This is a genomic window from Pararhizobium polonicum (genome assembly GCF_001687365.1).
Lineage (GTDB): Bacteria > Pseudomonadota > Alphaproteobacteria > Rhizobiales > Rhizobiaceae > Pararhizobium > Pararhizobium polonicum.
Genome location: NZ_CM004504.1, coordinates 1 through 15555 on the forward strand (window position 1 = coordinate 1; position 15555 = coordinate 15555).

Consider the following 15555-nt stretch of genomic DNA (forward strand, 5'->3'; position numbering starts at 1 on the left):
GTAACGATGAGCACAGCGAAACCAGTCAGAGAAAAAGTGGCAGCCCATCGTCAGCGTTTGCGCGAGGCGGGGCGGATCTATGTCAGTACTGATCTTCCCACCGATCTGGTGGACTGTCTTGATAAGATCAAGGCAGAACGCGGGCTGGCGTCGCGGGCGCAGGTGTTTGAGTTAGCTTTAAAGGCGTTTGTTGATAATGAAATGAGGGCATAACGAAAAAACCCCTCGCCGCTGGTAACGGCTAGGGGTTTTCGGTCAGTTACGACATCGGCTTTTGAGGCCTCTCAATCTAGTCCTCAAGATAGTCGAGTGTTCAAGAACCTGCAAGAGGTGTCTCTTGTCGGAACGATGAATCTTTGTCCGCTGTCCACAGTCGTGCCCGCCTGAACAAGGAGGCGGAAAAAACCATGTTTGAACAGATTGGGGCAGTGCTCGAAAGAGCACCAGCCGACCGGGAACGCACGCCCGTTCGGCGGCAGAGCCGTGCGCGCGGACGATGCGAGGGAGTGTTCTGGCGGCGAACGAACCGACAGGACGTGCGCACGATTGTGCTGGCGGCACGACGTTATGAACTGGCAGGCCGCCAACCTGGTGCTCGCAATGGACCCTTGGGAGGCGTCGCGATCGAGCTGCTGGAGCTGTTCGCCAATCTCGTTGATTTCCGCACTGGCCGGCTGGAGCCGTCGATCGACACCCTCATGTTGAAGCTCAGGCGCTCGCGTGACGCGATCGTCCGGGCGCTGAAGCACCTGCGCGCCCATGGCTTCCTTGACTGGCTGCGGCGCTACGAGCTGACAGGTAACGAGGGGCGCGGCCCCCAGGTGAAGCAGGCCAGCAACGCCTATCGCATGTCCCTGCCCGATTGCGCACGGCAGATCCTTGGACGCTGGGGCATGACCCCTCCTGTTCCGGACGATCGCGTTCAGGCGGAGGCAGAACGCGCTGCGAGTATCGAAGCACATAGGACATCGTTAGATATTGAAGCCCGAACCCTATTCGATGTTGGCGATAATCCCTTAGGGCAGGCGCTTGCTCGCCTAGGAAAAGCAATCAATCTACGTGAGTCCGCCAGACAGACTGAATCCCCATCTGGTTCTATAAATAATAGAAAAGAATAAGCGGACGTCGCCGTTCGGACCTCTAACGAGGTCCTGCGACGGTTCCGGCCCGCGCCTATTGCGGGCCGGCTCGGCATCTACAGCATCAAACAACGCAGCTTAACACCTGCGGCCAATGTTCCATGGCTTTTGAAAAGGTGGGGAAGAAAATTGGTCACCAGAATAATTTAGCAGCTTACAAGCTGCTAGCTTTTTGTTGGCAGATCGCAAGCTGCTTGTAAATTGTTTATAAATATAAATCTGCTAGCTTTCTGCTAATCAGCAGATTTGGAGATGTGTCATGCCAGTCATTTCATTCGTGTCGAGCAAGGGCGGGGTCGGGAAAACCACATCTGCTGTTGTGCTTGCCGGCGAGTTCGCAGCGGCCGGCCGCAAGGTGGTCTTGATCGACGCCGACCCCAACCGCCCGCTTGAAGCATGGGGCCGCCTGAAGGGCACGCCGGACACCGTGCGGCTTATGATTGATGATTCCGCTGAGACCATTATCGATACGATCGAGGAAGCCCGGGCAAATGCTGATTTTGTCATCGTCGACCTGGAAGGCACGGCGACCGACCGAATTGGTTTTGCAATTGCCCGCTCGGATCTCGTTTTAATCCCGCTCCAAAGCTCTGTGCTCGATGCATCGGAGGCCGCTAAATCTGTAAAGCTGGTTCACCAGATGCGAAAGGTGGCCAACCGCGATATTCCCTACAGGGTGTTCTTTACACGCGTCCCGCCAGCTATTCGCGAGCGGACCGCTCGCGACATTGATCGACAGTTTTCCGATGCGGCAATACCGGTCTTACCTGCAACTCTGATTGATCGTGCCGCGTACCGGGCGTTGTTTTCCCTTGGCGGAATACTTCACGATCTGGAACGATCCGATGTGTCGGGTTTGGAGAGCGCCAAGGAGAACGGTCGCGAATTTGCTCAGGCAGTTATTAACGCTTTGAAAGGAGAGGGAGCATGAGCACTGAAGATAAGAAGCGTGCGACCCTCGATTTCGGAAATCTAAACGATACGCCAGCGCCGCCTGTCGACAATGATGCTGTGAAGGCTGCCACCAGAGCTGCGGGGTTCCGGGAAACGCCGAAGGCTGCCGCGTCCGAAACAGCAGACCCCATTCGAGCCACCCGTAGAACACGTCGAAAGACAGGACGTACAGAACAATTCGCTACACGCCTTCGTGCGGAGACGATCGAGGCGATTTACAACTATGCGGATCAGCATGAGATCACGTTGGCTGAGACCATCGAGCGGGCAATCGATGCTCTAAGGAACGATGCGAAGTGACGCACTTGAAGTGTAACGCTTGGTGTTATATGTAAGGTGTAGGAAATCTCGTGAGAGTTTTTAAAAACGGTTGGTTTCAGAAGTTTGCCCGGAAAGAGAAAATCTCTGACGCAATGCTTTGTGAGGCTGTTGCGCGCGCCGAGCGCGGCCAGATTGATGCCGATCTAGGGGCTGGTCTTATCAAGCAGCGCGTTGCTAGGCCCGGCGCTGGGAAGTCTGGCGGATTCCGGACACTGGTTTTCTTTCGAGCGCAAACGAGAGCGGTCTTTGCATTCGGGTTTGCGAAGAGTGATATGGCCAATCTCGATGCCGGGGATGAAGCTTACATGAAAAAGGCCGCGAAACTCGTCTTGGGATTTACAGACGCGCAAATGAATGCGGAAGTCGATGCGGGTCGAATGCTAAAGGTGAAATGCGATGACCAAGACCTACAAGAGTGAGGCACTGGCAGCCGTCCATGAAATGATGGAAGGGTTCTACGAGTCCGGCGCGATCGACAAGCAGACGATGCGCGAATTTGATGAGGGCTGCCTGACAACCGTGGAGCCGCTGACTCCAGAGGAAATCCGCACTATCCGTGAGCGCGAAAGCATCTCGCAGCCGGTTTTCGCTCGCTATCTCAACGTCAGCAAGGGTCTAGTTTCGGATTGGGAACGAGGTGTTAAGCGGCCTAGCGGTCCCGCGCTTCGTTTGTTGACCGTTGTGCGGAACAAAGGGCTACAGGCAATCGCTTGATAATACGGCTTTTGCCGCACCCGGCCCGGAGGCGAACGCGCTCCTCAATCGCGCTGTAGAGAGCCGGAGGGCTGCCAGTAACAAAGCCCCGGCGTCAGCGCCGGGACCGCTTATCCAAGGTCCAGCTCGCGCCAGAACCTTTCCTGATCTTTGATGCGCAGCCCCCATTCCTCTGTGACAGCCTTGGCGGCGGCCGGGTCTTCGGGGGAGATCGTCTTTTGCAGCGCCAGCAGCTCACGGCGCTTTGCCCGAAGCTTTGCAGCAAGTTCCCTGTCGTCCTCGCTGATTTCACGATGACGGGCGAGGATCATGGCGCGCGCCTGGTTGACGATCTCAATGGCAGTCTCAGCCGCAACGATGTTGTCATGGGTCCACGCGCCGGCCTTGCTGCCGGTTTCGAGCTGTTCGACGCAAATGTCGCCGACGATCTCGATCAGGATTTTGACGCGCTCGACCAGCCAGGCCAGTTCCTCGCCAGTGATGACGTATTCGGCGGAATAGCGGGCGTCGACATAGGCGCGATCGGCGCGTGTGAAGCAGCGCCGGGCAAATTTCGTATCGCGCGGCCATGCCTCTATTAGCCGTGCATCGGTGCGTTCGGCATGGGATCGCAGGTTGCTCAGGCGGTGCGATTTGGGACTGTAGAGCGTCAGGACGAGCAGAACGCAATGATAGAGCCGTTCAGTCGCCTGGTGCAGCATGAAGGCCGCATCCCGGCTCACATTGTCGGTGATGCTGTCCTGAGCAAGCTTCAAGGCATGACGGGCGAGGGGGAACCAGTGATCGAAATGCCGCCTCGCCTCGGAGCGCATTTCGTCGTTGGTGAGCTTTTTGGGGGAGGCGAGGGCATGGCCCGGCACCTCATACAGAACGATGCCATCACGGGTGATGTCGATAAAGAACGGCCGGCCATGGGCGAGCTGGTCGTTCACGTCCATGATGGAATGAACGATGAAGTTTACAGGCGTTGCCAGATGCTTCGTGACGGTCATCTCTCGGACGAACCGCTCGCCGGCCTTTTCCCAGGATTCATGCTGATCGGCAAACCTCTCGGAGTTAACGATGACGAGCAGGTCATAATCGGAGCTGTACCCGCTCTTGCGGTCCTCGATCCAATCGCCGCGCGCATATGAGCCAAAGAGGATCAGCTTGAGGATTCGCCCCTTCCTTTCCTTGTCGGAGAGCCTGGTCTTCTGCGCGTCCTCAAATTCATCGAACAGGATGCGGGCGACCCGTTCCAGTTCGCGGCGTTTCCTGTCCGGCAGATGGGCTAGTTGTTCATTATGCATCTGGTCTGACTTCGAATTGGCCTAGAGGCGCACCCATAAACACCGCCAGGTTTTGCAGCAGGGCCGGAGCGAGCTGAAATTGCCGTGCCGTGCCGCGCCCCATCGAATTTTTCCCCATGGTTTCGATCAGAAGACCGCGTTCCACAAGTGGTTCGACCGACTGAATGGTACCGGTTCTGGTGAGGCCTGTCGTCTCCACAAGTTGGGTCAACGTTATCGGCGAGGTAGCCGTATATAGCTTCTCGACAACGATTACAGTCATGAGAGCGATTTGTTTGAGGCGGGCGGCCGGCATCTCGTCCGTGAGTGGATTAGCCATAATCTGCCGTGTTACCATTGTTAGAAGAGCAAGTTCACGGTCCATCAAAAGCCCCTTTGAACTCGGGATCGGCGTAATAGGCGAGCTTGCCGGCGACGATCGGCCGTTGGCCGGCCAGAAACAGCAGCTGGCCTTGCGCCGGCAGATTGCGCACCTCGTCAGGGGTGAGCAGCGGCCGGGCCGTATGTTGTTGGCTGTAGGAGATCCCGGTCTTCTCGGAATCGAGAGCGCGGGCCATGGTTTGGAACACGACGGTTTCCTGTCCGAGCAGATCGGAGACGAGGCGGGCGCTGTCGTGATCGTTGACGCCGAAGACCTGCAGGACGCCGGCGTTTGACAGGAAGGTGCCGGCGCGCTGCCCGTAGGTGGCGCGGAGCTGGTGAACGTCCTGCAGGATGGGCCAGAGCTGGACGCCGTAGCCCGCCATGAGGCCCATAGCGCGTTCGACCGGGGCCAGGTGGCCGAGGGAGGCAAACTCATCGAGCAGATAGAGGACCGGCACGGTGGGTTTTGCCGGATCGCGGGCCATGTCGAGCAGGCTTTGGCTGACGAGCAAGCGAAGCCAGCGCGAATAGGTCGAAAGGCGGTCGGGCGGCAGCACGAGGAAGACGGTCACGTTGCCATGCTTGAGATCGGCAAAGCGGAAGTCCGATCGGCTTAGCACCGCCGTCATACGCGGGCTATCGAGGAAATGGGTATGGCGCTGTGCGGCCGATAGCACGCCGGCGGCCTCGCGATCGGACTTGCCAAGGTGGCGGTTCGCGGCGCGAGCGATCAGGCCGCCAGCCTCGTCGGATTCCTGCATGCGCTTGAGCAGGGCGGCAAAAGTCTCCGGCGCGACGGTGAGATATTCGCGCAGCGTGCCGAGGTGGCGCCGGCCGGGAGATTCGATGGCGACGATCTTGAGCAGCAGGCCGGCAATGAGCGCCTTGGCTTCCTCGTTCCAGTGCGCTTCGCCCGCCATGCCCGGTTCATCGAACACGAGAGCGTCGGCAAGGGTGCTTGCGTCTTCCGCGACATCGAGGCTGGCCGGATCGAGCGAGGCGAGGGGATTGAACGCCGCCGAGGGTTGCCCTGTGACCCCGAATGGATCGAGGACATGGACCGGCCCGAACTGTTCACGCGCACGGCCGGCGATCTTCGCGTTCTCGCCCTTGGGGTCGATGCAGATCACAGAACGGTCGGCGGTCAGCAGGTTCGGGATGATAGTTCCGACACCCTTGCCGGTTCGCGTCGGAGCCATGGTCAGAAGGTGGGCAGGCCCATCATATCGCATGAGGTTTTTTGACTTCGGATCGCGGCCGATTAGCAGGCCGGTATCAGATCGGGTGAGGGGAGCGATTTCCTTGTTGGTGGCGAAGCGCGCCGAGCCATGCGTGTCATCCTCCATATCACTGAAGTGCAGGATCAACTCGGCGGTGAGGAGGCGGAAGGCAATCGCCGCCATGATCAGCAGCGTCACGAAGTCCCAGGCGATGACCGGGATCGATCCAACGTTGAAGCCTAGGTCCCGAAGAACGAAGCGCCCGCCCAGGCCGACGATGAACAGGACGAGGAACAGAATGGCCCAGTCGGCCCGAAGCTGCGATTTTGGCCAACTCAAAGAACGGATGGTGAACTCGTGATCACATAGTCTTATGGCGAGCCTTGACCTTCCAAGGCGCGGTAGACAGTCATCCTGGAAATGTTCAGCTCACGAGCGACGGCAGCTTTCGTTGCACCAGCCGTGATCCGCCTGCGAATCTCGGCGTCATCGACATTCTTCTTCCTGCCCTTGTAGATGCCGTCAACTTTTGCTGCGTCGATGCCCGCACGTTGTCTGTCTTTGATGAACTTGAGTTCCATGTCCGCGACCATGCCGAGGATGGTGATGACCATCCGGCCCATGCTGCCCGCCGTCGTCACTTCGGGTTCAAGGACGCGCAGGGACGCGCCCTTTTCGTCAAGCTCATGAACAAGATTGAGAACGTCGCGGGTGGAGCGGCCAAGCCGATCAAGCCGCAGCACCACCAGCTCGTCGCCCGCATGCAGAAACTGCATGATGGTTTCCAGCTCGGATCGCCCCTTCCGGGACGCTCCCGATCCGGTTTCTGATCGGATGATTTCGCAACCTGCGGCCTTCAGACGCTCGTTCTGAATATCAAGGTCCTGATCTGTGGTGCTGACGCGAGCGTATCCGATGCGGGCCATAGCAATTCTGTAACATTAGGGTGATTCCGATTGTGTAATGTCACTTTGAACGAAAATCCACCCTTTTGTTACACTTCGCCCACGTCACATTTGAATGTCACTCTAGGGCGTACCCAAAAGTGATGCTGGGCAGAACGCTGTCGCAAAAGTCACCCGCTTCCGGCGGACTTTTACGACCGACATTTGCGACACGAATTGCGCGCGATGTCAGCCCGCAATTTTTCCAGTGAAAAGTCAGGATATTCGCGAACGGGGAACGCTATGCCGTCAGCCGTAATCCGCCATCGCAAATGATCGTCTGGCCCGAAATGAATGTGTTATCGATCAGGAAGGCGATGGCCTGCGCAATGTCCTCAGGCGTTCCGACGCGCCCAACGGGAGTTTTTGCGGCGAAGTCAGCAAACACAGGGACCTTCTGTTCGCCCGTGAGAAAGTTCCACCACGGCGTGTCAATCACGCCCGGCGACACGGCATTGACGCGCATTGGCCGAAGTTCAGCAGCGAGGATCGGCACGAGTGCAGCGACGGCGGCGTTGGCGGCGCCGATGCCGGCGGTGCCGGGCATGGCAGCATGGGCCGTCACCGCCGAGATGAAGGTCAGGCTACCATCCTTGGCGAGATGCGGAAGCGCCGCCTGCGCCGTGGCGAAATGCGCGTAGACCTTTTCCTCGAAACCGGACTTCACATCGGTGAGCGATACTGATGCGAAAGGACCAGCGCCCTTGCCGCTGCCAAGCGCTAGAACAAGATGATCGAAACTGCCGGTTCGCTCGAAAGCTCCGGGCAATCCGCTCGGATCGGCGGCGTCCATGACCAGCGTATCAAGATTGCCGGTCAGGAGATTACGGGCGGTGTCCAGCCGCTCGGCTTTCCGGCCAGTGATCGTAACCCTGTGACCTTGGCCGAGAAGTAGCCGGGCGGTGGCGAGACCAATTCCGGATGATCCGCCGACGATGACGATATGTTGGGAAGACATGGGAGTTCCTTTCGTTGCGTTGAAACTGGATCAGGTGGTCACACGACGGGGTTTGAAAGCCCCGTGAGTTGGAAGCTGAGTGCCCGAAGTCTCTGCCGAGCGTCGGCGTCATAGGCTTGGGCCTGGGCGCGAGAGGGCCGCAGCCCGTCAAAATAGAGGCCGGATCTATCTTGGAGATCGGGTGAGATGGCCAGATTCAGGATCGCATCAGCGCCTTCATCGACGCTGCTTGTGGGTGACACACCGTCGCCGCGCACCATGGCCGTTGCCATGTATGTTGCCGGGTGCAAGGCATTCACGGTGACGCCCGTTCCCTTCAGTTCTTCGGCGAGATCGAAGGTGAAGAGAATTTGCGCGAGTTTGCTCTGGCAGTAGGCACGCCGACCGCTATAGCCACGCGTCAGCATCACCTCGGAGAAGTCGATCGCCTGTTGGCCGACAGAAGCGACATTGACAATGCGGGCGCGCGGGCCGCTTTCCAGTATCGGCAAAAGCAACCGGGTCAGCAGGAAGCCTGACAGGTAGTTGACCGCAAAGCGCAGTTCGAAGCCATCCGGGCTTTCGCAGCGCCCCGGATAAGCGCCGGTAACACCGATACCGGCATTATTGATCAGCACATCGAGACGGGAGTGATCGCGGAGAATGGTGTCGGCCAGGTCTCGGACTTCAGAGAGAGTTGATAAGTCGGCAGAATGGAATGCCGCTTTCCCTCCGGATTGTATAATGGCTTGAACAAGGCTTTCGCCACGATCCCGGTCACGACCATGGATCAATATCGTTGTCTCGGGAGCCGCCAGCCGTTCGGCCACCCGGCGACCGACGCCATCGGTTGAACCCGTGATCAGGATCGTTCTTGTTGTCTCCGCCATAACATCGCCTTCCACGCAAATCGCTGTTGAAGGTGATTTGCGCCGAATCGAAAACGGCAAACAGTTCTGGTTTGATCATGGTATCAATACTGCTATGATGAGCGAATGATGGATGCACTTGTGGACCACATTGACGCGCGGAGAAAAGAGTTCGGGGATTTCCTGCGCTCCCGCCGCGAGCGGCTGACGCCCTCTGCCGTTGGCCTTCCCAACGGCTTCCGGCGGCGCACGCCGGGTCTCCGCCGTGAGGAGGTTGCGCTTCTCGCCGGGGTCGGCACCACTTGGTACACATGGCTGGAACAGGGCCGCGACGTGCGGCCTTCAGCGGAAGTGCTCAACGCACTTGCCGAGGCTCTGAATCTCGATCCGGCCGAACGCCAGCATCTGTTCACGCTGGCTGATCGCCCATCACCGCAAACCCGTTCCCATGGTCCTGAACAAGTGCCAGGCGCACTCGCCCGGATGCTCGACAGTATGGCCGGGCAGCCGGCCTATGTGCTGGGCCGTCGCTGGGACGTGCTCGCCTGGAACGCGGCTGCCGTTACCGTCTTCGGCGATTTCGGACGCCTCGAAGGCGATGCCCGCAACATGATGCACCTGATGTTCGTGAACGAAGCGCATCGGCGGCTTCTGGCGGATTGGGGCGATCTCGCGCCACTATCGCTGGCGATCTTCCGGGCGGACAGTGCCCGATATGCGGGCGATCCGGATTTCGAGCGACTGATTGCCGTTCTGACGAAGGAGAGTCCCGAGTTCCGCGCATGGTGGCCACGTCACGATGTCGTGCTTCAGCCCTCCACCGTGAAACGCATTCGCCACCCGTCAGCCGGCCAACTCGAATTCGAGTATATGAGCCTCGACGTGAGCGAATCTCCGGGTATGCGTTTTGTCGTTTGTACGCCGAGGCAAACTTAAATCGGGGATTTGCGACTGAAGGGGCATCAAGCCAACTACCGAGCGTCCGCTGCTGAGATCGTCGCGAATACAGCGGAAGGCATGTTCCTCACCGCTGCTCAGGGAAGCCGCCGGGATTGAGCGTCAACTGCATGAACACGAGGTCAAGCCATTTGCCGAATTTGGTGCCGACCTGCTTGAGATGACCGACATGCTCGAAGCCGAGCTTCTCATGCAGGCGTACGGAGCCGAGGTTCTCGGCTTCAATCCCAGCGACCATAACGTGCTTGCCGATCGCTCGCGCGCGCTCGACGAGGGCCTCCATGAGTTTCACTCCCGTGCCTTTGCCGCGCTGGTCCACCCTCACATAGACGGAATGTTCGACGGTATGTCTGTAGCCATCGAAGGCTCGCCAGTCGCCGAAGGACGCGTAGCCGACGACCTGACCGTCCTCGCCGATAGCCACCAGGACTGGATAGCCGAGCCTGCCTCGATCGGCCAGCCAGCTATGTCTGTTAGCCTTATCGACTTCGGCGTCGTTCCAGATTGCTGTCGTGTTCGCGACTGCATGGTTGTAGATGTCGGTGATGCCGGGAATATCTGCTTCGATGACGTCACGTATTTCCATGGTCGCTTCCATTTGTTTAATATGATAGGTTTATGTCTACTATATTAAACATGTTGGTGCAACGCATTCCGCCGAAGTCAGCCTACGGTCAATGCCGCCACTGCATAAACGCACTCCCGCTCGCTTGCGTTCTTGAACACGCAATCGGTTGGTGGGCCGAGTTCCAGGCAATCTCCTTCCTTCATTTCGTGCTGCGTCTGGCCTTCTACAAACACGAGCTCTCCAGACAGGACCCATACGAGCTGGCGGAGGAAGGCATAGGCTGAGGCTGGCATGGGCACCTCCTTGCCAGCGGGAAGAGTCACGTTGACAAGATCCAGCGGCATGTCCGAGCGTGGTGAAACGTGGCGGCGGAGATATCCCGTTTCAGGATCGGCCCAGACGGGCTGGTCAGCCTTCCTGAGGAGCCGACCCTGCTGTATCTCCGCTCGCGCCATCAGCGTGGACATGCTCAAGCCGAAAGCGCCAGACAGCTTGCCGAGCATGTTTGCAGTGGGGCTGCTCTCGCCTCGCTCGACCTTATAGACCATCGCGCGAGAAACTGACGCCTTGGCTGCGAGGTCGCTCAGGGACCAACCCCGACTTTCGCGCTCGGTCCGAATACGCGCTCCAATCCGCTTGTCCATATTATCTGTGCTCATCGTGCTACGATAGTAGACGCGGATTTGACTTTCAAGCGACGTCGCTTCTCAACGACGCCCCTCGCTGGATCAAGAGGACTGCTTGAGCAGCTTGACAAAAGTCTCTGACGAAATGACGGGCGCGAAGAAATTGTTGATGCGCTCCATTGCTGCCTTTTCCTGTTCCGGCTTCTGGCAACCGCAGGCGTCGCCGATCACAATGGGAAGATACCCGTTGTCACGAGCCAGCCGCGCGTTGCCTTCGATGCACCAGTCGAGATGGATGCCCGTCAGGACGATGACTTCGATCTTCTTGCGCGATAGCTCAAGCGGAAGCTGGGTTCCGATGAACGCCGTCTGAAGTGCGCGCTCGTTAAATTCGTTATCGCCAGGACGCACCAGAGCTTGCAGCTCTCCCACGAGCTCGTTGTCGCGTGCCTGCTGCTCCTTCGTCCAGTTCAGACCTTTAGTCCAAGAGCCGAACTGAACGCGATCGAAGTCGTTCATTGGATAATCCTGCCGGAAGACTTCATAGCCGATCCAGTTGAACGACACGAAATTCTTCGCCTTGCGGGCGGCCTCGACCACCTTGACCGTCGCCGGAAGGCTGCCTCGCTCGCGGTGACCCTCTGCAGCCTGCACGCCGCCAGGATCATAGCAGGACTTGTTCTGGCTAACTGAGCAATAGGCAGCCGGACGCGAGAGGATTTCAGCGAGATCAAGTTGCTTCCAATGCGGGGCCAGTTCGGGGATAGCGTGGATGCCGCCCATATTTGCGGCAGTCTGATTTGCTTTTGCACTTGGAGCGCCAGCGACCGCTACGGCAAGGCCCATTGAACCTAGCATGGCGGCCCGACGTGTTGCGACAAGATTTTCCATATTTTCCTCACGTTAACGCGTGTTAGCCCGCGGACCCGCTCCGAGGGACGTGAGGATAGATGCAATAGGTGTGCCAATTTAATAGCACAAAGTGACACTATAGTATTACGATACGGATCGAGAGCGTTTGCGATGACGGCCACAGCGTTATATTTTTCCTGAGGTATGGCCGAAAATGCGTCGCAAATCTCCCAACAAAAGTTGGAATTTTGCGCCTGAGTTTTGCAACTGGCATTTTCGCGCCGCTGCTCATGCGGCAATTTTGTCGAAATCTATCCGGCTGTCCAGATCGAGATCGAACCGGCCATAGGGATTGACGTGAGCGTAGATCAGCGGGGTGAGGCCGCGATAATCTTCCGGTGCCATCCGGCCCTGCCATGACGGCTCGGTGAGTACCGTTTGCAGCATGCGCGTGTTGACATAGACAAGCGATGCTTGAAGGAGATGCAACGCAAGCGCCGAAGCCTCCTGCTCATCAATGCGGTTGGTCGCCATTTCGCCACCTTTACCGAAGAAGACGAAACCGTTGGCGCTGTTCCAGTTTTCAACGACGTTGAGCCCTTCATGGATTTCCCGGCGGAAGGCTTCCTGGCGCAGGTAACGGCATAGAAAGATCGTCTTGACCGCACGTCCGAGTTCGCTCAACGCCTTGTAGGTTGGGTGCATCACTTCCGCCCGCGCGAAGCGGCGCAGGATCGCCTCCGGATCGGCTGTGCGCGTCTGCATGGCAGCGGCATATTTGACCATTTCATCATATTGCTGTTCGATCTCCTCCCAGTTGATCGGGTTGGAAAGGACCGGAAGCAGATTCGGCAATATTGTCCGAAAGCTCGCATCCGGTAACGCCAGTTTCTGCCGGGCAATGGCCTTCAGGCGTGGGGCGAGTTCAAAGCCGAGCAACCGGCAAAAGGCGAAACCAACGGCGCTCTGGCCGTGGCTATCGACATATTGCCGTTGGATTTCCAGATCGGTGCAATGCCGAAGAACGCCTTCGATCATCGATGCGACTTCCGATGAAGAGCACCGTTTGAGCTGGGAATAAACGCAGGTGGCTCGCTTTTCGACATGCCAGTAGATCATGACGCCGCGCCCGCCATAGCGGGCATGCCATTCGGTCATCAGGTTGCGATCCCAGGCCCCGAACTTCGTGGAATCCGATGCGCAGGCAGTTCCGGCGTCACCCCAGACCGCTGCATTGCGAACCGCAAGCGTGGCATTGGCGACCCGAGCGCAGGCTTCCCGCAAAGCGCCCGCGTGAATGAAGCGGCGATGTACATGAAGAAGCTCCTCATAGCTGGCATCTGTGGTAGCTCCGGCGACTCGCTTCAGACCGGCATTGGTGCCGAGACCATAGAGGCAAAATAGCAGTCGCTGATCCAGAACAGCCTTGGGCAGGGCGACGCGGGAGGCCGAGGTTTCGAAGGCATCTAGAAGCCCGGTGTCGAGGGCTGCTTCCTTCAGGACATCGAGGAGGCCCGTCATCGGCCAGCGCTGACTGATTTCCGATTTGATTGCTGCCAGCCCTTTCGGTTCCGGTGCTGGCTTGAACGGCGTGATCGATATCCGGTTTTCGCCGCGCCATAGGATTCTCACCTTCTCGTTTCGTGGCATTGTTTCGTTCAGAAGCAGCAACTCGTGTTCCAGTTCCTGGCGAACCACTGCCACAAATTCGCAGGCATCCTGGGTCAGGTTTAGCTTGGAATAATAAGAAGAACGCCGATCCGCAAAATCCTTTGGCAGATCATCATCGGGATTGCGGTAACGGTCAGCGCCAACAACCCAGATTTCCTTGGACCGGATGCAGTCCCGTAATTGGGTCAGGACGCAGAGTTCATAGCTGATACGGTTGACGCGACCATTTCCATCGATGACCGAACTGCGCCACTTTGCCGGGATCACGCCATCTATCGGCACATCTTGTTGCGGCACGAACCGGCACCCGTCCTCCAGCCTTGCCCTGATCCAGTCGAGGGCTGACAAAACCGGTCGCCAGACCACATTGTTTGAGCGGAATTCCAGCACGGAAAGCAAGCTTGGTAGCATCCGACGATAATGATTGGCCCACGAATTGCGCATCACCGCATAAATGCGGCGGTCGAGCGCGCCCTTGGCATTGCTCTCCTTGATGATCGCCGCCAGCTTTTCCTTGCCGACAACCGGAAAGATGACATCACAAATGCGGCCGTCCGGATCGTCAATCGATGCAGTGGCAATATCGACGAGCAGCCGTTCCTTTCCATAGACCCGTTCGACATCCTTGGCGATGTCGCCCACCACCTTCCGTTTCGACCGAGCACCGATCTTGTGTACCGTTTCCACGAGCAGCTCGACCATTGCATCGGTCATCGCGGTTTCCCGCGCCATCAGATAAACCGCATAAAGCGCAAGCTGGCGCGCCACGGTGTGACGGCGCATCTCCGATGCCTTTTCGCCGGAAACGCGGCGGGCGACATGCTCGATCCACGCGGGATTGATGTTCGAAAACATATTCCGGGGAAGGTTCAGTTTTCGGATGAACGCCAGCCGGGCGGTCACCTCGAGAATGTTGTCGAGGGTTGCTTGCCCGGCGTCGGCTTTCATCGCATTGAAGCCTGTCGGCCCTTCCGCGTCAGCCAGGGAGATTTCCATCGCTGCAACAGTCCCAGGCGGAAGCGCTGCGCTCACCTCATGAAGCCAGCCGTCCAGATATTGTTGCCGCTGCGAACGAACAAGCCGTTCCAGCTCCTTGGCCGAAGGACCATAGATATTGCGATCCCGGCACCAAAGAAACACCGCCTCAAGCATGGCGCTCACGGATTGCCCGGACGGGCAAAGCTCGCCAATGATCCAGCAAGAAAGCGCGTCCCGGTCTCCTCGCGTCATTCGGCGAAAGCCGAGATACTGCAAAATCTCGGCGCAATGCCGGCGGGCGCTTCTCCCGCCGAAATCATAACCGGACAGTTCGTCGGCTGGGACGCCGATCTGCTCGGCCAGGTATTCGGCAGCATCGTGCGGGACCAATGTGCCATCGTCAGCGAAAAATCCGCGTGCGCTGAAAAACTTCAACTGCGAGGCCAAGCCAAGCCTGGTAGCGGCCGGTTTGGAATTGATGAAATCAATGTCGGCGAAGCTCAGGCTCCATTGGCCGACAAAATCCGAACTCGAAATACCCGTACTCATCAAAACGCTCCTCAAATTGGAACGCAATGTCACGAACAGGCGCGTCGCGGGTCAATCCTGCAGGCTATGTTCCCACAAGGTTCTTCGAGTTGGCCAAAATCGCAGCTTCGGGCCGACTGGGCCAGAATGAAGAAGGTCTGGAGCAGTGGCTTCCAGATGCGGAAGGGCATGCCGATAAGGTTGACGAAAGCCCATATCGGATCACGGGCTGCGGCGCGCATCATGTTTTTGAAAGCGGCCCATGCAAGTCTGGCGCGGATCATGAAGCGACCTCCGTGCTGTTGCTGTTGTCCGGCGTCGCTGATGGCACTGGCCCGAGAAGATCGGCAAAGAGCGCCTTGTCATTATCGCGGGTGAGGAAGCCGGGCAGCTCGCGGCGCAACCAGTCACCGAGGCGCTTGGTGAATTCCGGATCGTTGGCGTTTTCGAGCCGATGCAGGACGAGAGCGCCGAGCAACACCTTGCGGCGCGTGTCGTTGGTTCGATCCTGTTTCGAAAGCCGGGCCTTCAGCGCCGAACGCTGGGCATCCAGCTCAGCAAGACGCTGTTCGATGGATTTCCTTGCCACGATTTTTTCCTTTCGATGATTTGCGCTGAAGCTGTT

18 protein-coding genes and 1 pseudogene are annotated in these 15555 nt (G+C 58.2%); 7 read left to right on the plus strand and 12 right to left on the minus strand.

The annotated features are described in order from the left end of the window. Window positions 1-6 precede the first annotated feature (6 nt). From ADU59_RS01525 to ADU59_RS01550, 6 genes are all read left to right on the plus strand, one after another. A complete protein-coding gene (locus tag ADU59_RS01525) occupies window positions 7-213 on the plus strand; it encodes a hypothetical protein (RefSeq protein WP_068951079.1) in 207 nt (68 codons plus the stop codon). Between the two features lie 194 nt (window positions 214-407). Further along, window positions 408-1118: a replication protein A gene (locus ADU59_RS01530; protein ID WP_068951022.1), complete on the plus strand. Its 711-nt coding sequence runs from the start codon at window positions 408-410 to the stop codon at window positions 1116-1118. A 280-nt stretch (window positions 1119-1398) separates the two neighbouring features. Further along, on the plus strand, window positions 1399-2070 hold the full coding sequence (locus tag ADU59_RS01535; protein ID WP_068951025.1) for a ParA family protein: 672 nt from the start codon (window positions 1399-1401) through the stop codon (window positions 2068-2070). Further along, entirely contained in the window at window positions 2067-2393 is a 327-nt protein-coding gene (locus tag ADU59_RS01540; protein WP_068951027.1) for a stability/partitioning determinant, read from the plus strand. The genes ADU59_RS01535 and ADU59_RS01540 overlap by 4 nt, the downstream gene beginning before the upstream one ends. Window positions 2394-2443: 50 nt before the next feature. Further along, window positions 2444-2833, plus strand: a complete 390-nt coding sequence (locus ADU59_RS01545) for a type II toxin-antitoxin system RelE/ParE family toxin (RefSeq protein ID WP_068951030.1) — start codon at window positions 2444-2446, stop codon at window positions 2831-2833. After that, complete coding sequence (locus tag ADU59_RS01550; RefSeq protein ID WP_068951032.1) at window positions 2811-3128, plus strand: helix-turn-helix domain-containing protein; 318 nt, start codon at window positions 2811-2813, stop codon at window positions 3126-3128. Before ADU59_RS01545 ends, ADU59_RS01550 begins: the two co-directional genes overlap by 23 nt. A 395-nt stretch (window positions 3129-3523) precedes the next feature. On the opposite strand, the pseudogene ADU59_RS01555 reads toward ADU59_RS01550, so the two are convergent. The 6 genes and pseudogenes from ADU59_RS01555 to ADU59_RS01580 form a co-directional block, all read right to left on the minus strand. Then, a pseudogene (locus ADU59_RS01555) lies at window positions 3524-4417 on the minus strand (HEPN domain-containing protein); the annotation flags it as partial. Further along, the gene (locus ADU59_RS01560) at window positions 4410-4781 is read right to left on the minus strand and encodes a hypothetical protein (protein WP_068951034.1); all 372 of its coding nucleotides are present in this window, start codon (window positions 4779-4781) and stop codon (window positions 4410-4412) included. The pseudogene ADU59_RS01555 and the gene ADU59_RS01560, both read right to left, overlap by 8 nt. After that, window positions 4771-6339 (minus strand): type IV secretory system conjugative DNA transfer family protein, encoded by a 1569-nt coding sequence (locus ADU59_RS01565; protein WP_425331990.1) that lies wholly within the window; start codon window positions 6337-6339, stop codon window positions 4771-4773. The genes ADU59_RS01560 and ADU59_RS01565 overlap by 11 nt, the downstream gene beginning before the upstream one ends. 32 nt (window positions 6340-6371) lie before the next feature. Then, window positions 6372-6926, minus strand: coding sequence for a recombinase family protein (locus ADU59_RS01570; RefSeq protein ID WP_068950929.1), 555 nt, complete (start codon window positions 6924-6926; stop codon window positions 6372-6374). Between the two features lie 259 nt (window positions 6927-7185). Further along, window positions 7186-7902 carry an SDR family oxidoreductase gene (locus tag ADU59_RS01575; RefSeq protein ID WP_068950927.1) on the minus strand — a complete coding sequence of 239 codons (717 nt, stop codon included), beginning with the start codon at window positions 7900-7902 and terminating at the stop codon, window positions 7186-7188. Window positions 7903-7940: 38 nt separating this feature from the next. Continuing rightward, on the minus strand, window positions 7941-8771 hold the full coding sequence (locus ADU59_RS01580; protein WP_068950925.1) for an SDR family NAD(P)-dependent oxidoreductase: 831 nt from the start codon (window positions 8769-8771) through the stop codon (window positions 7941-7943). Window positions 8772-8879: 108 nt separating this feature from the next. Between ADU59_RS01580 and ADU59_RS01585 the strand changes: the two genes are divergently transcribed. Continuing rightward, a complete protein-coding gene (locus ADU59_RS01585; protein ID WP_068951012.1) occupies window positions 8880-9686 on the plus strand; it encodes a helix-turn-helix transcriptional regulator in 807 nt (268 codons plus the stop codon). 88 nt (window positions 9687-9774) lie between these two features. Here ADU59_RS01585 and ADU59_RS01590 read toward each other — a convergent pair whose 3' ends face one another. From ADU59_RS01590 to ADU59_RS01615, 6 genes are all read right to left on the minus strand, one after another. Further along, window positions 9775-10293: a GNAT family N-acetyltransferase gene (locus ADU59_RS01590; RefSeq protein ID WP_068950923.1), complete on the minus strand. Its 519-nt coding sequence runs from the start codon at window positions 10291-10293 to the stop codon at window positions 9775-9777. Window positions 10294-10370: 77 nt separating this feature from the next. Further along, the gene (locus ADU59_RS01595) at window positions 10371-10934 is read right to left on the minus strand and encodes a helix-turn-helix domain-containing protein (RefSeq protein WP_068950921.1); all 564 of its coding nucleotides are present in this window, start codon (window positions 10932-10934) and stop codon (window positions 10371-10373) included. A 69-nt stretch (window positions 10935-11003) separates the two neighbouring features. Beyond that, window positions 11004-11684, minus strand: coding sequence for a cysteine hydrolase family protein (locus ADU59_RS01600; RefSeq protein WP_244506333.1), 681 nt, complete (start codon window positions 11682-11684; stop codon window positions 11004-11006). A 357-nt stretch (window positions 11685-12041) separates the two neighbouring features. Further along, window positions 12042-14951, minus strand: coding sequence for a Tn3 family transposase (locus ADU59_RS01605; RefSeq protein WP_068950919.1), 2910 nt, complete (start codon window positions 14949-14951; stop codon window positions 12042-12044). Between the two features lie 29 nt (window positions 14952-14980). After that, window positions 14981-15214 (minus strand): hypothetical protein, encoded by a 234-nt coding sequence (locus ADU59_RS01610; protein WP_068951038.1) that lies wholly within the window; start codon window positions 15212-15214, stop codon window positions 14981-14983. Continuing rightward, a complete protein-coding gene (locus tag ADU59_RS01615) occupies window positions 15211-15519 on the minus strand; it encodes a mobilization protein (RefSeq protein ID WP_068951040.1) in 309 nt (102 codons plus the stop codon). Before ADU59_RS01615 ends, ADU59_RS01610 begins: the two co-directional genes overlap by 4 nt. Window positions 15520-15555: the final 36 nt, after the last annotated feature.